General features: G+C 42.0%; 19 protein-coding genes, 2 tRNA genes and 1 rRNA gene. 5 read left to right on the plus strand and 17 right to left on the minus strand.

Going from position 1 to position 19,677, the window contains the following annotated elements:
- Positions 1-3: 3 nt before the first annotated feature.
- From BUA78_RS12905 to BUA78_RS12915, 3 genes are read right to left on the minus strand one after another with little or no spacing between them, the layout of a single operon-like run.
- Entirely contained in the window at positions 4-1,419 is a 1,416-nt protein-coding gene (locus tag BUA78_RS12905; RefSeq protein ID WP_072915229.1) for a SpoVR family protein, read from the minus strand.
- Positions 1,416-2,579 carry a sporulation protein YhbH gene (yhbH, locus tag BUA78_RS12910; RefSeq protein ID WP_072915231.1) on the minus strand — a complete coding sequence of 388 codons (1,164 nt, stop codon included), beginning with the start codon at positions 2,577-2,579 and terminating at the stop codon, positions 1,416-1,418. The genes BUA78_RS12905 and yhbH overlap by 4 nt, the downstream gene beginning before the upstream one ends.
- Before the next feature lie 5 nt (positions 2,580-2,584).
- Positions 2,585-4,480, minus strand: coding sequence for a PrkA family serine protein kinase (locus BUA78_RS12915; protein WP_072915233.1), 1,896 nt, complete (start codon positions 4,478-4,480; stop codon positions 2,585-2,587).
- A gap of 485 nt (positions 4,481-4,965) precedes the next feature.
- Here BUA78_RS12915 and BUA78_RS12920 point away from each other — a divergent pair, with 485 nt between their 5' ends.
- The gene (locus BUA78_RS12920) at positions 4,966-5,802 is read left to right on the plus strand and encodes a hypothetical protein (RefSeq protein ID WP_072915235.1); all 837 of its coding nucleotides are present in this window, start codon (positions 4,966-4,968) and stop codon (positions 5,800-5,802) included.
- Between the two features lie 155 nt (positions 5,803-5,957).
- Here the strand turns inward: BUA78_RS12920 and BUA78_RS12925 are convergent, their stop codons facing one another.
- The 4 genes from BUA78_RS12925 to BUA78_RS12935 all read right to left on the minus strand — a co-directional run bounded on the left by BUA78_RS12925 (position 5,958) and on the right by BUA78_RS12935 (position 8,814).
- On the minus strand, positions 5,958-6,302 hold the full coding sequence (locus tag BUA78_RS12925; RefSeq protein ID WP_072915238.1) for a TIGR04076 family protein: 345 nt from the start codon (positions 6,300-6,302) through the stop codon (positions 5,958-5,960).
- A gap of 127 nt (positions 6,303-6,429) precedes the next feature.
- A complete protein-coding gene (locus BUA78_RS20270; RefSeq protein ID WP_175549018.1) occupies positions 6,430-6,579 on the minus strand; it encodes a hypothetical protein in 150 nt (49 codons plus the stop codon).
- Between the two features lie 140 nt (positions 6,580-6,719).
- On the minus strand, positions 6,720-7,442 hold the full coding sequence (locus BUA78_RS12930) for a type 1 glutamine amidotransferase (protein ID WP_072915240.1): 723 nt from the start codon (positions 7,440-7,442) through the stop codon (positions 6,720-6,722).
- On the minus strand, positions 7,414-8,814 hold the full coding sequence (locus BUA78_RS12935) for a MurT ligase domain-containing protein (RefSeq protein ID WP_072915243.1): 1,401 nt from the start codon (positions 8,812-8,814) through the stop codon (positions 7,414-7,416). Before BUA78_RS12935 ends, BUA78_RS12930 begins: the two co-directional genes overlap by 29 nt.
- Before the next feature lie 215 nt (positions 8,815-9,029).
- Here BUA78_RS12935 and BUA78_RS12940 point away from each other — a divergent pair, with 215 nt between their 5' ends.
- The gene (locus BUA78_RS12940) at positions 9,030-9,509 is read left to right on the plus strand and encodes a DUF456 domain-containing protein (protein WP_072915245.1); all 480 of its coding nucleotides are present in this window, start codon (positions 9,030-9,032) and stop codon (positions 9,507-9,509) included.
- A gap of 184 nt (positions 9,510-9,693) precedes the next feature.
- Here BUA78_RS12940 and ytpR read toward each other — a convergent pair whose 3' ends face one another.
- Both ytpR and BUA78_RS12950 read right to left on the minus strand, forming a co-directional pair.
- Positions 9,694-10,092, minus strand: coding sequence for a YtpR family tRNA-binding protein (gene ytpR / locus BUA78_RS12945; RefSeq protein WP_072915247.1), 399 nt, complete (start codon positions 10,090-10,092; stop codon positions 9,694-9,696).
- 318 nt (positions 10,093-10,410) lie between these two features.
- A complete protein-coding gene (locus BUA78_RS12950; protein WP_072915250.1) occupies positions 10,411-11,244 on the minus strand; it encodes an ATP-binding protein in 834 nt (277 codons plus the stop codon).
- Between the two features lie 173 nt (positions 11,245-11,417).
- Between BUA78_RS12950 and BUA78_RS12955 the strand changes: the two genes are divergently transcribed.
- On the plus strand, positions 11,418-11,717 hold the full coding sequence (locus BUA78_RS12955; RefSeq protein ID WP_072915252.1) for a hypothetical protein: 300 nt from the start codon (positions 11,418-11,420) through the stop codon (positions 11,715-11,717).
- A 21-nt stretch (positions 11,718-11,738) separates the two neighbouring features.
- The gene (locus tag BUA78_RS12960; RefSeq protein ID WP_072915255.1) at positions 11,739-11,921 is read left to right on the plus strand and encodes a hypothetical protein; all 183 of its coding nucleotides are present in this window, start codon (positions 11,739-11,741) and stop codon (positions 11,919-11,921) included.
- A 285-nt stretch (positions 11,922-12,206) separates the two neighbouring features.
- On the opposite strand, the gene BUA78_RS12965 is transcribed toward BUA78_RS12960, so the two are convergent.
- From BUA78_RS12965 to BUA78_RS12975, 3 genes are read right to left on the minus strand one after another with little or no spacing between them, the layout of a single operon-like run.
- Positions 12,207-12,779 carry a hypothetical protein gene (locus tag BUA78_RS12965; RefSeq protein WP_072915257.1) on the minus strand — a complete coding sequence of 191 codons (573 nt, stop codon included), beginning with the start codon at positions 12,777-12,779 and terminating at the stop codon, positions 12,207-12,209.
- A 24-nt stretch (positions 12,780-12,803) separates the two neighbouring features.
- Positions 12,804-14,126, minus strand: coding sequence for a glutathionylspermidine synthase family protein (locus tag BUA78_RS12970; RefSeq protein WP_072915259.1), 1,323 nt, complete (start codon positions 14,124-14,126; stop codon positions 12,804-12,806).
- Positions 14,127-15,425, minus strand: a complete 1,299-nt coding sequence (locus tag BUA78_RS12975; protein ID WP_072915262.1) for a glutamate--cysteine ligase — start codon at positions 15,423-15,425, stop codon at positions 14,127-14,129.
- A 133-nt stretch (positions 15,426-15,558) separates the two neighbouring features.
- Here BUA78_RS12975 and gloA point away from each other — a divergent pair, with 133 nt between their 5' ends.
- Complete coding sequence (gloA, locus tag BUA78_RS12980; RefSeq protein ID WP_072915265.1) at positions 15,559-15,948, plus strand: lactoylglutathione lyase; 390 nt, start codon at positions 15,559-15,561, stop codon at positions 15,946-15,948.
- Between the two features lie 182 nt (positions 15,949-16,130).
- Here gloA and katG read toward each other — a convergent pair whose 3' ends face one another.
- The 5 genes from katG to BUA78_RS13005 form a co-directional block, all read right to left on the minus strand.
- Positions 16,131-18,323, minus strand: a complete 2,193-nt coding sequence (gene katG, locus BUA78_RS12985) for a catalase/peroxidase HPI (RefSeq protein ID WP_072915267.1) — start codon at positions 18,321-18,323, stop codon at positions 16,131-16,133.
- A gap of 3 nt (positions 18,324-18,326) precedes the next feature.
- The gene (locus tag BUA78_RS12990) at positions 18,327-18,773 is read right to left on the minus strand and encodes a Fur family transcriptional regulator (RefSeq protein ID WP_072915269.1); all 447 of its coding nucleotides are present in this window, start codon (positions 18,771-18,773) and stop codon (positions 18,327-18,329) included.
- A gap of 478 nt (positions 18,774-19,251) precedes the next feature.
- Positions 19,252-19,327: transfer RNA gene (locus tag BUA78_RS12995), tRNA-Ala, on the minus strand.
- 11 nt (positions 19,328-19,338) lie between these two features.
- A tRNA-Ile gene (locus BUA78_RS13000) sits at positions 19,339-19,415 on the minus strand.
- 82 nt (positions 19,416-19,497) lie between these two features.
- Positions 19,498-19,677: ribosomal RNA gene (locus BUA78_RS13005) — 16S ribosomal RNA — on the minus strand; the annotation flags it as partial.

The raw sequence follows: 19,677 nt of genomic DNA on the forward strand, positions 1-19,677 counted from the left end.
AAATCAAGGAAATTTTTTACTTGCTTTCTCCCCATCAAAACTAAACAGGGCGGTCTTTTTATCAATTTTTGTTTCTAAATGTACCGGTCGATTCCATAACTTTTGAATATGCACCAATGTTTTTTCCAGATATTTAATGTCCAGCTCTTTTTCTTCAAAAATATGTCGTAAATAAAGTTCACCACGTTTTTCGTAGTCCCCGTCTTCCACAACAATGACTGGAAAACCACAGTTGGTCATACTATTCACCAAGTGATCCCGTACCTTTTCCCAATTCTTTTCAACAACTTTCCAATCATGACCTATTTTTCGGTAGAGGTATAAATCCAATTCCTCCACCAGTTCTTTTGTTAAATAATTACGCAGAAAGGATATGTCATTATCGATTTCCCGAATCTCAAAGATCTTTTCCTTGCCTGCACCTTGACCATATTTCTGATCCCATCGTTTCTCAATAGCTTCAAACATCTTAAGGCCTAGATAATAGGGATTGATACTGTTACGAGAGGGCATAATGACGCCTGCGTGCATTTTGGCAAACTCTATGGATTCAGCCTCTGTTAACTCCATCTCCCGCATAATGCGTAAGTGCCAATAACTGGCCCAACCTTCATTCATGATCTTGGTCTGCATTTGTGGCCAAAAATATAACATTTCGTCTCGCATGGTAGAAATGATATCTAATTGCCATTCCTCAAGTTCCCGGGCATGCTTCATAATAAACAAGAGAAGATCTTTTTCTGGCTGTTCGGGAATTTTAGCTGTCTTTCTTTGCTGACAACCTCCACTGCCTTGACAGCACTGTTTCTTTTTGTCTAAGTCCCACAGATCATCATAGGGCGTGGCTGGTTTTTTACTACTACAGCAGCCACATTTTTGGTCCGTGTTCTTTCCATTTTCTTTTATCAATCGATGGGGTTCAATATGTTCTTGAATAGACATAACCGCATCAATGAGTGCTTCCACTTTCTGCTGACCATGAACCATTTCATATCTGCGGAATCGTTCCCCAGCCACTGCCATGGATTCGATAATATCCTTCGGATTGGTATGACTAAAATACAGATTGTTCTTAAAAAAATCACAGTGTCCCAGTACATGGGCAGCTACCATCTTATTTTGGATAAGGGTATTCCCTTCTAACAGGAAAGCATAACAAGGATCGGAATTGACCACCATTTCATAGATCCGACTTAGATTATAATCGTATTGCGTTTTCATACGGTGATAGGATTTACCAAAGGACCAATGAGTGTAACGAGTGGGCATGCCATAGGCGCCAAAGGTATAAATAATTTCACCTGGGCAAACCTCAAAACGCATCGGATAAAAGTCCAGTTTATTATGGCGGGCTATTTCCATCATTTGGGGAATAGACATTTCCAATTGATATAATTCTTCCATCACTCGATCACTCATACAGACATTCCCTCCCTTGGCTCGGGCTCTTTAAAGAATGCCTTAAGCGCATTATATACACCGCTCTTATCACGTATGGTTACGCTGGTAAATCTAGAATGGGTAACCCGTTTGTAATAAGAGTTCAATGTGCTGGTATAGTAATAGGGTCCTTCAATCTCTCCATAGCCTATCAAACTGCATTTTGTCAGCAATTGATCAATCAAACGAATACACTTTTCATTATCACTGGTAAGGTTATCGCCATCGGAAAAATGAAAGGCGTACACATTATAATCATCCTTTGGATAACGGCTATTGATAATATCCAGTGCCAGTTGGTAAACTGAGGAACAGCGGGTCCCCCCACTTTCCCCCTTGGTAAAAAACTCTTCCTCTGTAACTTCCTTAGCCTCAGTATGATGCGCCAAGAAAATAATTTCCACATTTTGATACTTCGTTCGCAAAAACCTGACCATCCAAAAGAAAAAACTGCGTGCAATATACTTTTCAAAGGGTCCCATGGAACCACTGGTGTCCATCATGGCCAGTACCACGGCACTGGATTCAAACTTGGGCACAACTTCCCAGGTTTTATAGCGTAAATCCTCCGGTGTAATGCCATGTATGCCCGGTTGGCCTTTGAGGGCATTTCGCTTAAGCACCTCTAATATGGTTCTTTTGCGGTCAATATTACTCTGAATACCATACTTCCGTACATCACGAAATTCTACTGATTCAGAGGATAACTTTTTATTCTTTTTCTCATCCAAATTGGGCAGGAATAGATCTTCAAAGACAATCTGTTCAATTTCATCTAAGGTAACATCTGCTTCATAATAGTCCTGACCTGGGTCTTCTCCTGCACCAGGTCCCTGTCCCGGTGCCTGATCAGGGTCGCTGCCAAGGACATCCCCGACTTTGCTTTTGCCGTTCCCTTGTCCGGCATGCTTTTGTTTGCGCATGTCGTAACGGAAGCGGTATTGTTCCAGTGATCGGATCGGTATTTTGACCACTCGGCGACCATCGGAAAGAATAATGCTTTCCTCACTGACAATATCGGCCAGGTTTTTCTTAATCGCTTCTCGTACTTTTTCGCGATGACGGTGTTGGTCAACTTCACCTTTGCGGTGAAGTGACCAATCTTCCCGTGAAATGATAAATTGATAATTCACAGCCATCACTCCTAGCGGCTTAACAGGCTGCCTACATATTTCAACAATTCATTGGCACAAACCGGGCAATAACCATGTTCTTTTATTAGGCGTGCACTAACTTCGTTAACACGTTTTAATTGTTCGGCATCGGGAGTTTTACTAGAGGTTGTAATCTTAACGATATCTTTGAGGTCTGCAAAGAGTTTCTTCTCAATGGCCTCCCGTAATCTTTCGTGACTATTATAGTTAAACCTCTTCTGTTTACGGGCATAACTGGATAAGCGAATTAGAATCTCTTCGCGGAAGGCTTTTTTGGCATTTTCCGAAATACCAATTTGCTCTTCAATGGATCGCATAAGTTTTTCATCGGGGTCCATTTCCTCATCGGTAATAGGATCTTTTAATTTAACTCCATTGCAGAAAGCTTCCACATTATCTAAGTAGTTATTAAACAATACCTGAGCAGACTCTTCAAAGGAATAAACAAAGGCCTTTTGAACTTCCTTCTTGGCCATATCATCGTATTCTTTTCTGGCCACTGAGATGAAGTTTAATAACCGCTCGCGCTCTTCCTGGGTAATAGAAGGATGTTGGTCCAGTCCATCTTTAATGGCCCGCAGCACATCCATTGGATTAATGCATTGGGTATTGGTCCGGATTAAAGCCGAAGAAAGGCGGTTAATGACATATCGTGGGTCAACTCCACTCATGCCTTCATCAATGGCTTCGAACTGCAGTTCTTTAAGATCCTTTTGTTTAAAGCCCTCTACATCTTCTCCATCGTATAGCTTCATTTTTTTAACGACGTCCATACCCTGTTTTTTTGATTCCTTGAGGCGAGACAACACCGAGAAAATACTAGCCACCCTTAGGGCATGGGGGGCGATATGAATGGTGCTGAGATCACTTTGCTTAATTAGCTTCTCGTAAATCTTTACTTCATCGGAAACCCTTAAATTATAAGGTATTTTCATGACAATGATCCGGGATTGCAGTGCTTCATTTTTCTTGTTACTAATAAATGTTCTGTATTCATTTTCGTTTGTATGAGCAATAATCATTTCATCGGCATAAATCAAAGCAAAGCGGCCCGCTTTAAAGTTTCCTTCCTGAGACAGGGATAGCAAATTCCAAAGAAACTTTTCATCGCACTTGAGCATTTCTTGAAATTCCATCAGACCCCGGTTAGAAATATTTAGTTCTCCATCAAAGCGGTAAGCCCGAGGATCCGACTCAGAACCGTACTCCGCAATGGTAGAAAAATCTATGCTGCCGGTTAAATCAGCGATATCTTGAGACTTTGGATCGGAGGGAGTAAAGGTTCCGATGCCTACCCTTTCATCTTCGGAGAGGAAAACCCGTTCTACTTCAACATTTTCAATTTTGCCGCCATATTCTTTTTCCAACATCATCCGACAGGATGGACAAAGTTCTCCTTCGATATATACGCCATACTCTTTCATGAACTCTTCTCGTAATTCTTTAGGTACCAAGTGCAGGGGTTCCTCATGCATGGGACAACCTTTAATGCCATACAAGGCTCCCTTTTCAGAACGACTGTACTTCTCTAATCCCTGTTTCAGCATAGCTACCAAAGTTGATTTACCACCACTAACCGGACCCATTAACAACAGAATACGCTTCCGTACATCCAAACGCCTGGCTGCAGGGTGGAAATATTCTTCTACCAACTTTTCCAATGGCTGATTCAAGCCAAAAATTTCCTGAGAAAAAAACTTATACGTTTTTCTGCCATCCTTTTCTTCCACACCAGCATCCTTAATCATGTTGTATAGTCTCGCGTGTGCCAATTGGCTAACATAAGGCTTCTCTTTGATAATTGTTAGGTAATCTTGAAATGTTCCAGCCCAGGCTAAACTCTTTTCTACAGAGCGGTATTCGTCCAGAAGCTTCAAAAAATCCACGCATTTATCACTCCTTTTGCAGTCAGAATCTGTTAGAAAAATGTAGCTTGTTTACCTGCCCGTGACCTATATAGGTTACGACCTTTAGGTTATGCCCTTCAGGGTACGCCAAGTCTTTAGGCACCGGTGGAAACCTAGTTTACCCTTAGGCAGATCGCATAGTCATACTTTCCGATATGCCTAGGCTAAAACTTACTAAACATTTATATGCCGACAAGCATATAAAAAGAAGATTTGTACCTAAAGTAACAGACCTGTTCTTTTAGAGAACGTAGTTTTTCCAACTGCGCAATTCTCCCAAGCCCTTACTTAGAACTTTTTTATTTTATTCGGTAAAATGGAAAAAGTGTCTAATTCGAAAATGATTCTTGATAAATTTCTACGATCTCGCAGCAAAATTACCGGCAGGGCTAAATTCCTGCCATCTTTTTTCGATAACATAAGTAAAGAGAGATTTCTATGTACCTCGAAAGGAGGGCGTGAAATTGGAAATCAAAGCCCCTCCCCCAAAAATGGATTATCCCGTGGCATCCCAGGGCGCTGTGCAGCTTAGTGAGGAGGAAAAGGAAGCTCTTAGCAAAGCCGAGGAAGAAAAAAAAGCTCTCCAGGAGATGTTGGAACAGTTGGACCGACGGCGGCAATTTCTCTATGATGAAAAGGACCCCGTCGGCTTCCTTGAACGATATAGCTATTCGAATAGGCCAGGCAGTATCAAACTTTCCTCCAAACCCACAGACAGCGCTGCCGGACTCACTTCCCGACTGGTGGCGGCCACCAACGAACTGCAGGTGAACACCCTGATATCCGAAGCCCACAGCAACCTCATCAACCTGCGTTTGATCGCGGCGCTGGGTGAGGGCGACGATGCCCAAAGGGCGCGCGCCTATATCAGCAAGCTGGAAAAGCTGATCAAACGGGCCCGCAGCAAGGTGCATGAATTGCACAGTGAATACGTCATCAAGCACCGGCAACGCAAGGCAGAACAAAACCAGCAGGACAGACGGGCTGAGCAGATTAAAGCAGAACTCCGTAGAAAGCGCCTAGCTCGAACCACCAAAGAAAACAGCTATCTGATCGACGTAACGCGAGATTATACCTTCGGGAGTAAAAAAGCCAATGCTGACCAGGGATTCCCTGATGCCGCAACCAAGCTGGACACAGCCAGTGAAGTGAGCATTGCCGCCGAGGCCCAGGCTGTGGCAGCCGCCGAAGCTGCTGGTGACAGTGTTGCTGTCGGTGGTGGTGATGTTGCTACCGGTGGTAACGTGGACATTACGGTCAGCGGCCTTGCTACTGATGGCAGCGTGGACGTTACGGTATAGCTGGAGCAATTCCGAAGCTAACAGACCAGAAAAGTCGCCCAGAGCATCGCATTGGAATTGCCAAACTGCCATCGTGAACCTTTTCAAAGTAAAAGGAGTGGCACTTTTGCGCCACTCCCTTTCTTATTAAGATAGCCTCACCGATAAAATAGCATTTAACGGATTGGTTGATACTCTATATGAGAATCTTCAGAAGTTGCTTCCAGCTTAAAAATAACGGGTCTTAAGCCATCATTGCAGCTACAAATGGCAACACCTGGTTTTCTTATCCAATCGCCATAATAGAACAGATTATTCCCTGCACCATGTGCTAAGGCAAATACATATTGATAAATTGCTTTCCATGCTTCATCACAAAATCCTTCCGGTTTCGCATAATCAGCATAGAATACTTGTCCTTTATCCATCATAGGACAGGCGGTTAGCCCCTCCACACCATACTCTTTGGCAAGTTCTTCATCAAGCGTTACCTTTAATACGGTTATTTTTACCTTTTTCATAAAAACCCCCTGTATAAATAACAACAAAGGCAGACATCTTAATCTACTGTCTGCCTCACCAAACTATCTAAAATTCATAAAATATCCCTATGGAAATGCGCCACAGGGCCGTGTTTGCCAACGTTTATTAATGGGGCTTCTGTTCTTGTTCAGTTCCCTCAGCCAGTTCAGTAACAATCAGGTTCTTTTCTTCTAACAGGGAACGGTCAAAATTTAAATTAGGAACCAAGCGGTAAAAGACCTCTTCACCCTCTATCCAAGTTAACAGGTATTGCATAGGACCACCCCCGTATTTTGTATACAGTATTTCTACTTGTGATCATTGTATCAAAATGTGAGGTGACTGACAATCCTTTCTAAAAAAAATATTTAATTATATTTTTCGCCGCAAGATGTTAAAGCAACTTAGAGAACCGCTTATTTGACTAATCTCTCAACAATTACTCCTACAGCAGCTTCTTCCAGGTCATTGTTTAACTGTGATAAAGTGCTTTCTAAACCTCGCCTTTGCAAAGCCAACTGAATTAGTAAATCTGTCAGGCTGCTATTCTTAGGCAACAAAGGTCCATGCAAATAAGAGCAAAATACATTTTTATACCTTGCCCCTTCCAGATGATCCTGGCCATTGTTACCAAAACCCGATACCACTTTACCTAAGGGTTCCATGTCGCCAATAAAGGTTTGCCCGGAGTGGTTCTCAAAGCCCGCTATTTTAACAGGTACACCATTTATAGAAGACTCTATCACAATATTGCCAATGAGTCTTTTTTCTCCTGCTCGCGTATACAAATCCAGAATTCCCAATCCAGGGATTTTTTGACCTTCATGGGTTAGATAATATTGCCCCAACATCTGGTAGCCGCCACAAATGGCCAGAACCACCAGACCCTTTTCAATGGCCTGCCGGAGGGACTCTTTACGAAGTAGCAAATCTGCAGCCATTAAGTTTTGTTCCCGATCGGAGCCACCACCTAAAAATAAAAAATCAATCTCCTCAAAATCCACAGACTCTCCCACATTTACTTCTACTACTTCGACCGGGATACCCCGCCAGTGGCATCGTTGTACGAAGGCAATAATATTACCCCGATCACCATAGAGATTTAATAAATCAGGATATAGATGACACACCTTCAGCATGGGGCACCTCCTTCTCCGCCAGTGCCAGTAAAATCTTTTGAGCAGACCAAAGGGCCGTATAAGTAGAAAATAAATAGGTGAGTTTCCCTGGTCCTTCTAATGCCTTCTTAATGGCTGGCTCCATTTCCTTAATAACGGTAATTTGTTCAAGAGGAATTCCTGCATATTTTAATCTAAGAGCCATCTCTTCTGCTCTTAAGCCGGAACATACAAATAATTCTATTTCATGATTAGCCTTGACCATGTGCTCAAAATCCACATCCCAAAGCCAGGAGATATCCTTACCATCTGCATCATTATCATTTATCGCCATAAAAACTGTTTTAGTGCCTGCTATGCTCAGCAGACTATTGACGCCCTCGTTATAACCCGTAGGGTTTTTAACTAAGTTAAGAATAGCTGGCTTCCCTTGATAAAAAAAGGTTTCCATCCGGCCAATAGCCGGCCTGTAGGTTAACAAACCCTTGGCTATCTGCTCCGGCTTTATGCCAATTAAACTGCCTACGGTGAAAGCTGCCAGGGCATTGTAAACATTATAAAAACCATGGGTATGAATAGATAACGTAGTCATTGCCTGATGATATTTAACACTGGCATTCAGTACTGAACCCACTGTTTCTATGGCAAAACCTTCTATCTCTGGTTCCGGTCTTTTAAAAGAACAGCCGGGGCAAACAAAGGAACCCAATTGGCTGTATTGATAATTTTCGTATTGCAGTTCTTCGCCACACATGGGACAAAATCTGGCTTCTCTGGTTTGCTGAGAACCCGTTGCTGGCCGCTGATTGGGAGCCAGTCCAAAAAAGGTGGCACTATGACCGGTGGCTTGCTGCATCTGGGCCACCAGGGGATCGTCACTGTTTAAGATAAGGTGTACTTGCGGTAGATCTTTTAATGCCTCCCTTACCAGGGTGACAGTTTTGTCCAGTTCCCCATAGCGGTCTAGCTGATCTCTAAAAAAGTTATTAACTACCACCATCTGAGGGGAGATTTCCCTTAACACCTTCGGAAAAGAAGCTTCATCCACTTCCAGCAGAGCATAATCGCAATCAATGCGCCCCAGCCAGTTGGCATATCGAATAAAGGCAGTGGTTACCCCGGTAATCAGATTGGCACCCTCCTGATTGATGACAATCTTGCAGCCAGTAGACGCAATTACACTGGCAATCATGTTATTAGTTGTGGTTTTGCCATTCGTTCCCGTAACCATAATAATATCTTTGCGGGCCTGTTTGGCTAAATCTCTCAGAGTGCCTTGATATATTCTCCTTGCTACCACTCCCGGTAGAGAAGAACCTTTCCCACCAAACATTCGGCTTAGGGAAGCAGCCAGCTTGGCTGCTATGACAGCTATCATTAGTTTAATATTCATCGTTAACCACCGCTTTTTATTTCCTTTTTATTCTTCCCGTTTCCTTACACAAGCAAACTTAGGTAATTTTACAAAGAATAATTTCCTATTCTTCCCTGGTGATTATAACGCTACAGCAGAGAAAACGTCAATAATACACTCCTTTTTCATTCATCTTTACTTTTCTAGTTGTTCCCCTTGGTAAAAACTGCATATAATAGAGGTGAGGTGATAAAATGCTCAGCTTCGGTTTAATTATTGCCATTCTCTTTTTTATTGCGGGTATGGCTGGCATATTTCTACCGGTCCTGCCAGGGGCCCCTTTACTAGTGGCAGGCATGGTGGCTTATGGATTGTTAGAAGGTTTTACACATCTGACCTGGCAGTTTTTCCTGGGTCAATTCATCTTAATGTCCTTTGTCTTTGGCATAGATTATTTAGCCAACGTATGGGGAGTAAAAAAGTACGGGGGCTCCCGTACCGCCGTTTGGGGCTCTGTGCTCGGTGCATTGGTGGGTTTGGTCCTTCTAGGCCCCTTAGGAATTATTCTTGGACCCTTTATTGGAGCGGTATCCGGTGAATTACTAGCCAAACAAGATATCAATCAGGCCGTACGAGCCGGAATCGGTACCCTGTTGGGCTTCTTGGGAGGAGCCTTAGTAAAATTAATGATCCAAATCATCATGATCGTATGGTTCTTTACTGCTATTAGGTAAGGTCAAAGGATAAAAGAGTCTGTTTTGCGCAATAAATTGATGTTGTGTCGTAGGGGCGACCTGTGGTTGTCCGCTATTTTGATACAGCATTGTAGCCCCGCAGGTAGTTCATTCGGATGAACAAAGTTCGCCCTTACTACAAAAAAGGGGAGTCGCAAAAAAGTAGTTTTGCGACTCCCCTTTTTTACTCTGAGGCCTCTTCTTGAGGTATTTCCTTAAAGGGTACCGGACTACCAATTTCAACTGCCTCATTTAAAATCCAAATCCCATCTATATCTCGCTCAAAGCCTAATTCATCCTGGGCACAAATCATCCCGTTGCTTACGACTCCCCTTAACTTACCCCTTTTAATTTTTTTACCACCGGGGAGTTTCGCTCCATGTAAGGCAACGGGTACTTTCAAGCTGGGAGCTACATTCCTGGCGCCACAAACAATCTGTAATGGTTCTTCCTGACCTATATTAACCATGCATACAGTTAACTTCTCCGCATCTGGATGTTGTTCCGTAGCGATTATCTCCCCAACTACAATCTTATCACTGGTTATTAGTTCCTTTGTTGTTTCCTCAGTCACTTTTTTCATGTCCCCCTATGCAGCAATGTTTTCCTAGTGTTCCATTATATATAGAAAAATGACAATACTCAAGTCTCGCAAGGAATCAAACAGCAAAAAAAGCCCACCCTTTGTGGACTTTTTAAGGTTGCGTGTAGGCAAGAGTTAAACCGCAGCGTCTGCAGTTAATAACCCCCACCGTTGTTGTATTCATTATACCTTAATTGTTATAAAGATCAATAGATTTAAATTAGTTTCTTATAGTTCTTTTTTTCACAGGTACTTACTCTTGTTCTTCTATTTTCTAAATGTTAGACATTTTCTCACAATGATCAAAATTCATTCCATTTAACGAAGCCCACTGATGTGTTGATTAATTTTTTCCTGCCGAATAACCTCCCGAATATCATATTCCCTTTCCAACCAGAGCGGATAACACATTTGTTCAATGCGGGAAACGGTTCTTTCCCCCACCAACTTCACTAGATCATCAGATACATCCAAGTTTGTAGTTATAATCGTCGGCAACTCTTGATTTACTCGGTGGTTAATGATGTTATAAATCTTGTTTTTAGTCCACTCGGTGTAGTTATGGGCACCAAGATCATCCATAATTAATAACGGAACTTCACAGGCTGCTTCCACTAGACTATATTCAGTATAATTGCCTACATTGCTGTAACTAGCTTTAATCTTTTCCAACAGGTCCGGTACAATGACAAATAAAACTGCTTTATCACTATTTTGCAATACATAATTAGCAATACAACAGGCTAAAAAAGTTTTACCCGAGCCCACCTGTCCCTGAAGTAATAGTCCTTCCCTTACATCTCCTTCAACAAAGGCTTTGGCAAAATCCTCGGCGTAGTGTAGGGTTCGCTGGGCGATCTCCAAGTAAGTTCTTTTCGACAAAGGCTCTTTTACGGTAGGAGAATAATAAGATAACTTAAAGTTATTAAAGGAGTGCTTTAACATGGACTTGGGAATTTGGCAGTTTCTAAATTTGTTCTCCAACGCCTTACGCTGAACACAAATACAGGGCACAGCAAATTCGCCCTCCATATAAAGCCCCCTGTCTTCACATTTTTCACACTGGATACTTTTTATCTCTACATTGTCGTCTTGCCGAGACCACCGATTACTCATTTGTTTTAAAATCTTCTCAGGATCGAAAAAATCCATTGTATGTCCTCCAAGCTTTGAACTTCTATCACTAATTTATCATATCATGAAAAATTTTTTAAGCCCTCAAATGAATAAGAACACTCTTAAAGGCAAAATCTGTTATTATAGGTTTTCAAACCCAGTGGTTACGTCTATAATTAGACATAGTACGACTTTAAGGAGAGTTCAACATGCTGGCATCGTGGGTTTGGGGTTTGGTAACCCTGTTCTTTTTAATCGGCATAAAAAAATATCGCCCTGCCAAAAGCACTCTGCCGGTTCTTCTAATGGCTTGGTCTTCCGTGCTTTTCCTGGTATCACTGGTTCTCTATAGTGATCGTTTAACCTTTGATTCAGGCGGTCTAAGTTGGGAACCTATGCTGTTAGCCACCGCGGCATTCCTTTTTTGTTTACCGCTGTACAGCAGATACCGACAACTTGTATTACTTCAGAAGAAAAACAAAAAGCAATCTAAGGCCCGTGCTTGTTAATTCATATGTGGAGGTGCTCTCTTGAGCGAAATTGATGTTCAATTTACCTGTCCTGATTGTGACCATGCATTTTCTATTATTCCTGCAGAACTTTTAGAGCAAGATACTGTGGTTTGTCCCCAATGTGGTTGTGCTTTGCCCGAAGATGAACTACGTTATTTAAAAATCGCCATTGACTACCTTAACGATAAAAAGACGCATTAAATAATTAGCTTTTATAATGCCAATGGTGTTCACTCAGCCGGTATTCCCCAGGATTGACCAAGGGTAATTGATAGATTAGCAGAGTTCTAAAATTAGATGGTGTCGTGGGACTAGGGGAACTAGACATGAATCAGGTGTCGTTTTTCAACAGGCTATCGTAGCAATCAACTTGCAATAACTGAAAATTGCTAGTTATAGAGTAAGGGTATCTTATTTAAACTAACCAAACTGAAGGCTGGCAGGCAAAAAGCGGAGTGCGCAAAAAGTAGTTTTGCGCACTCCCTTCTATTTACAAAAATAATTTAGAGCCGAAATGATCGTCACACTGATAGCTACTAACAAGCTTAAATAACTTACCCGTTTATTTTCAATACCCGATAGTTTTAAGTGAATAATATCGTAGGCACGGCTTTCTTTACTTTTAATGATCCGTAGCATTTGGCTGGAGGAGACCATAGAATTGGTGATATCCGAAAAGATCGTGATGTTCTGGTAGTCTAAAACCTCTTGTTCAAAATCTCTTAGGTCCTTGGAAATCTGCATTAATTTTGCAAACTGCCCCTCCCATTTCCTTCTCCAGCCAAATATGCTGATCGGATAGCTTTTCACGGTATCAAGAATATCTTCTATTTGTTGTTCAATGATTCTGCCTTCGTTGAAGAGCTCACAAATCCAGATATTATCTATATCAATAGGCTGATCTTTATATGTAAGCAGTAAGTCTTGAAGGTCAGTATATTCGGAGATAAATTGATAGGCATCAAAATTTTCCCAATTAATATTTGTTATATCCGTACTATTGGTTATTCTTTTTGCCCGTTCTAAACCCTTAAGCAGAGCCTGACCTTTTTGATACAAAAACCCACCTCCTGGGCGCCTAACTTACTTTACGATGTAATAATTGGGCAATATGTAGTAACCATGTTGTTGAGATATTACATTACTTTTGCCCACCCGAGTGTATAAGCCGGAAAGTTTTTCATTATAAGCAAAAAGACCAATCATTTGATTAAAATGGTTAGTGGTCACCCCATGATCCCCTTGGATCTCTACCATCTGTCCATAAAAGGGTTGACAATACTCTTGATACAAATAATTATTTTCCCAACATTGTTTTACTTTTTGCTGCCACTGGCTTTCCGTAAAATCTCTACCCAAATAGACCCCTGCGGCAGCATACATATTGGTGGGCTTTAACACATATTGATCCTTGTTTTTTAGGATCAAGGAAAAAATGTTTTGATCGCCTTTAAACTCTGCAGTATAGGGAATATGCCGTTTGATAAACTCCCTCTCAGCCTCGGATAAAATATTTGTTGTGTCCTGATGCAATACTTTAAAGATCATTTTGTTATGGCTTATTTCGGATCGAATGGGACCAACCATACAAACAGCTCTATCTTGGTAAGCTAAAATTAAATCCATCATTTCTGAGTGACGATCGATCAACTCACTGGTTACCAGCCTTCTATAAATTAAATCGACTTTCATATCTCGGAAATACAATGCCTTACCATCATATTTTAACTGCCTTGGATCTACTATTTGGGTTTTGCAGCCTTTCTTTACATATGCTGCTTGAAAAACCTCAAACTCTTTGAGGTTACCTGCTCCCTGCCAATCCACGATGGCAACGTTGGGGTTTTTTATGTCCGGATTGAACTGATGAAAAAGCTGCAGACTTTCATCAGTCCAGGTTTCTACCAACTCAAAATATTGAATATCATACTTCAGCTTCATTTGGCTAACAGGTAGAGCATGTAAAAATAGTCTTTCCAATACATTGGACTTATTCATTCCCGATGAACCATCAGCATTAATCTCACAAAATTTAAATACCCGTGGTTCATAATAAAAGAGATCCAGCCTAGCCATAGGCACGGCAATTTGATAACCAGGGTCAACCAGTATAAGCTCTTCCAAAAGTTTAGAAAAACCAAATTTTTTTCTGAACTCGGTTGAGACAAGATACTGCTTAATCACCTTATTCAAGATGCTCATTACTGTGTTAGTTAAATCTTTAAAGGCACGAATATCCTCCGGGGTAAAAAACATAGGTTGGTAAAGAAAAGGAATCGGTTCCCCGTTGTACTTAGCAGTAGAGTTATCCATTATACCTTTTATGTTCAGGTAATCTTGATGACACTGTTCTGGGAAACTCTTTACTATATCTTCATACTCCAAGAAGAAGTTGTTAAGATACACTTAATCCACCTCAATAGGGTTGATAAAACACCATTGTACTGCTTGTCTTTTTCCTAGCGGTAATCTTTCCTTTGTTAGCGCAGCAGGAGTTTTTCTTTGTTCTATAAGAGATTCCAATGGGTCAAGGTATCTTCTCTCCTCTGCTGGCAGCCCATTCTTTGCCCAGCGGAGTAGCGAAAGAGCAAGTTCAGCAAAGGTCATGCCGCTTATCTCGGCTTCATAGCCCTTTTTGACCGCTTCCTTCTTAGCATTTTCAATATCTTGTACTGTCACATGCCTAAAGATTTCAGATAGGTTATTTACATTTTCCTCACTATACAAAAGCCCTTTCCAAAAAGCTGCACCAGCAATATTTAAGGGGTAAGGACAGGCGTCTGCCATGCGAATTTCTATAAAACTTTTGGCCCTTACATCTGGAAAAACCATTGTCATTGCATGTTCTAATTCACTTACGGTATAATCACCAGGATCAAATATTTTTTTATATTGTTTATCTCCGGTATAGAGAGTAGAATCCCTTTTCTTAATGAAGATAGGGGGAGTTTCTAAGACAAATTTGGCATATTTACCATACCCCCAGCCACCACTATGTTTAGCGGCAACGCCACACCGGGCATCGTCACAATTTTGCCAGAGAACGGTTCTTACAGCATGGTCTTGCCAAACTTCTCCTTCAAAAAAAGGCGAATTATCAAACACCACGGCCATAACAGGTGCCAAAGAACTGCTCACTTTAAACTTTTTAATAAAATCTGCTTCATTACTAAAATCTAAACTGTACTGCATAGAAGCTGTACCCTTCATCATGTTATGAGCATATTTGCCACGAGTTTTTAAGTAATCGGACATAAAAACATATCTTTGTTTGGGAATAAATCGAATATCGGAAATCTTGGTTTGTGGTTGATATCCTATGGCTAGCAACATCTGATTTTTTTTCTTTAAGAGAGGGGTTATTTGATTTACAAAATGAATATACGCTTGTTCTATATCCTTGATATTCGATCTAGGTATAGTACTTAGTTCCAACTGACTGCCAGGCTCCAAAGTAATGGTTGCCCCTTCATTATGGAGACCTATAAGGCTATTCTCCTCATAGTCGCCATGCCATCCCTGAGACAGCATTTCTTTTAATGTTTCCTCCACTCCATGCAAACCATAGTAGGAGACCGTATTTAAAGAATCTTGCTCTACAATCAGGTGTTCAAACTCAACACCCAGTTTGTACTCTTTTGTGGTTTTTTCATTGCCTTTAAAATATTTGACTAACTCTGCAATTTGTTGGTCTTCCCTTGTCATGATTCCTCCATTATTTCAATTCTCTAATTAACCGTGAAAGCCACTGGAGAGAACATATCCTTATATATGCATACTTAATTTCTTTATAATTTTCACATACTAGGTCTTAATCATGCATTAAGGAGGAGAAAACGTGTCACAACACTACAAATTTGTTCATGCCTGTGTTCGTGTAAAAGATCTAGAACAATCCGTTAATTTTTATCAAAATGCACTAAACATGCAAATATCCAGGCGTAGGGATTACCCAGAATATCAGTTCAGTCTGGTATATCTGAAACTCCCTGGAGATGATTTTGAACTTGAGCTTACCTATAATTATGACCGTAAAGAGCCCTATACCGTGGGTGATGGCTATAGCCACTTCGCTGTGATTGTAGATGATTTAGAGGGGTCTTATCAAAGACATAAAGAAGCCGGTTATAACGTAGGAGATATCAAGAAATTAAGTGGCGAAGCAAGTGGAGGGTATTACTTCCTAACCGATCCAGATGGTTATCGTACGGAGATTATCCAAAAGTAAATCAAGAAAAACCGAGAGAACGTAACGAGTTGGACACCTCTTTTTAGAAAAACTTGGCTTGCGCAAGTCTTGACGAAGGCGGAGACCTTAGTTTTTCTTATACTTTCTGAAAGTGTAAAAAGAATCAGAGGGCATTATGACTGCCCTCTGAGCTTTGTTAAGATTGTTTTGTAGTAAATTGCTTAAGCTAGATCAAAACGATCTGCATTCATCACCTTATTCCAAGCAAAGACGAAATCTTGGGTAAATTTCTCCTGAGCATCATCACTTGCATAGACTTCTGCGATAGCCCTAAGCTCGGAATTTGAACCAAAGATAAGGTCTACTCGTGTTCCGGTCCATTTGAGTTCGCCCGTTGCGCGGTCACGGCCTTCGAACACGTCGCCCTCTTCAGTAGTTGCCTTCCAAACAGTTCCCATATCAATCAGATTCACAAAGAAGTCGTTTGTCAGTGCTTCGGGCCTTTTGGTGAAGACACCGTGCTGAGATTGTCCATAATTGGCATTCAGAACACGCATGCCACCAATGAGTACTGTCATTTCCGGAGCGGTCAAAGTCAGCAGCTGTGCGCGGTCAACTAAGAGTTCTTCTACGGATACGGAAAATTTGGTTTTCAGGTAATTGCGGAACCCATCCGCTTTCGGCTCAAGCACCGCGAACGACTGTACGTCCGTCTGCTCCTGCAATGCATCCATTCGTCCCGGTATAAAAGGAACCACCAAATCCTGCCCAGCATTTTTGGCGGCTTGTTCGATACCTGCACATCCGCCCAGGACAATCAAGTCAGCGAGTGAAACTTTCTTGTTACCAGACTGGCTGCCGTTAAATTCAGATTGGATTTCCTCCAGAATCTGCAATACCTTGTTTAATTGTTCCGGTTCATTGACCTCCCAATTTCTTTGAGGTTCAAGGCGAATCCGGGCTCCGTTTGCTCCGCCACGCTTGTCCGAACCACGGAAGGTCGATGCTGATGCCCAGGCCGCCCTTACAAGTTGAGAAACTGACAGTCCTGAAGCCAGTATTTTTCTCTTAAGATCAGCGATGTCCTGTTCATTAATTAACTCATGATCAACCGCAGGTACAGGATCCTGCCATATCAGTTCTTCAGCCGGAACCTCAGAACCGAGGTAGCGTGAAGACGGACCCATGTCGCGGTGGGTCAATTTGAACCATGCGCGGGCAAAAGCATCTGCAAATTCCTCCGGGTTATCGCGGAACCGCATGGCAATTGGTCTATAGATCGGGTCCATCCTTAATGAGAGGTCCGCTGTGGTCATCATAGGAGCGTGTCTCTTGTTTGGGTCATGCGCATCAATTACTGTGTTTGCCGCAGCCGGATCAGATGGAACCCACTGACTAGCTCCGGCAGGACTCTTCACTAAATTCCAATCATATTTAAACAGCGTCTCCAGATATCCCATGTCCCAGGTAGTCGGGTTCGGCTTCCAGGCGCCTTCCAGCCCGCTGCCAATTGTATCTCCGCCTTTACCGCTGCCAAAACTGCTCTTCCAGCCGAGTCCCATTTGCTCAATAGGAGCAGCCTCCGGTTCCGGCCCTACATGGGTTGCGGGTCCGGCTCCATGGGTTTTGCCAAATGTGTGCCCGCCGGCGACGAGTGCTACTGTCTCCTCATCGTTCATGGCCATTCGCGCAAAGGTTTCCCGAACATCGCGGCCGGAAGCAACTGCGTCAGGCATTCCATTTGGGCCTTCCGGATTCACGTAAATCAGGCCCATCTGAACGGCAGCAAGAGGGTTTTCCAGGTCCCGTTCACCTGAATAACGTTTATCGCCCAGCCACTCGGACTCAGTACCCCAGTAAACGTCTTCTTGTGGCTGCCAAACATCCTCACGACCGCCTGCAAATCCAAAGGTCTTGCATCCCATGGATTCCAAAGCACAGTTACCTGCCAAAATCATGAGATCCGCCCAGGAAATTTTCTTGCCGTATTTCTTTTTTATCGGCCAAAGTAAACGGCGTGCTTTATCAAGATTTACGTTATCCGGCCAGCTGTTCAGCGGTGCAAAGCGTTGGGTTCCATCCGATGCGCCACCCCGTCCATCACCCATTCGATACGTACCGGCACTATGCCATGCCATACGAATGAAGAACGGTCCATAGTGACCGTAATCAGCAGGCCACCAATCCTGAGAATCTGTCATTAACGCATACAGGTCTTTCTTTACCGCTTCAAGGTCGAGTTTTTTAAATTCTTCAGCATATTTAAAGTCTGTGCCCATTGGATTGCTCAAGTTTGAGTTCTGACGTAAGATACTCAGGTTAAGTTGGTTCGGCCACCAATCTCTGTTCGAGGTGCCACCGCCAGATACGACCTTTCTCGTTTTACCTGTCACCGGGCATTTCATTTCTTCCATAATTTAATCTCCTTTCACTTCATTTGTTTCATTTATATTTGAAAGACATCTCGGGCAGATACCTTTGAAATATACGTTTTTATCGCTAATTTTAAAGTTTTTCAGATCCGCTGAGTTCAATAAATCAAAATTAATGTTAAAGTCGTAGATTGTTCCACAGGATTTACATTTAAAATGTCCATGATTTTCAACCTCAATATCGTATCGTGTTTCATAATCTTCGATTGTAATTACTCTTACTACGCCTGCTTCAACCAGAATTTTCAAGATGTTATATACTGTTGTTTTAGATAATGTTGATATACTTTTTTGCAGGTCAGAGAAGATTTGCTCAACAGTTGGATGACATCGATTTTGGACAAGATATTCTAAAACCCTTAACCGCTGATATGATAGATGTATATTTCTTTGCTTTAATTTTTCTTTTAATTCTTCAAATGATGGTTTCATGAAACTCACCGCCCAAGTTATTAATAGAAAAATCCCAATTTGTAATCATTACATATTTACAATGGTTACAAATCTATTGTACTGCTTGAAAACGCCCTGCGCAATAGAAAAAATTAGGCTCTTTTGCAAATTAAGATAATTGAGAATTACAAGAAAAGAAGCCTCTGATTAAGTGAACATATCATTATCCTTAATCGGAGGCCCTTATCTTATTTAAAACTAGCACACTTTTGTTGGAATAAAATAAGAAGGATTTTCATAATCTTAAAATCACTATTTGTCATCATTATTACGAACTCAACGCGCCCCGTTCTTGGCTACATGCCTACAGCAATGATGAAAGTTGAAACTACTCTTTAGTGTAACGCAAAAACCGTATCATATGATACGGTTTTTTTGCAACTCAGTTTTGTATCAAGTGTCCGATCTCATAAGTATAAAAAACCACAAGGTTTTGGCCTTGTGGTTTATCGTCTTTTGGTGGAGACAAGCGGGATCGAACCGCTGACCTCTTGAATGCCATTCAAGCGCTCTCCCAGCTGAGCTATGCCCCCATATATTGAGATGGTGGGACTAGGTGGACTCGAACCACCGACCTCACGCTTATCAGGCGTGCGCTCTAGCCGGCTGAGCTATAGTCCCATTTAGTCTCTCAAAACTAAACAGAGTAGATGATGAATGATCGACCAGAGTTCTTGAACTTAACGTTCAAGTTACTCCTTAGAAAGGAGGTGATCCAGCCGCACCTTCCGATACGGCTACCTTGTTACGACTTCACCCCAATCACCAACCCCACCTTCGACGGCTCTCTCCTTTCGGTTAAGTCACCGGCTTCGGGTGTTGTCAGCTTTCGTGGTGTGACGGGCGGTGTGTACAAGGCCCGGGAACGTATTCACCGCAGTAT

The organism is Desulforamulus aeronauticus DSM 10349, assembly GCF_900142375.1.
Lineage (GTDB): Bacteria > Bacillota > Desulfotomaculia > Desulfotomaculales > Desulfotomaculaceae > Desulfotomaculum > Desulfotomaculum aeronauticum.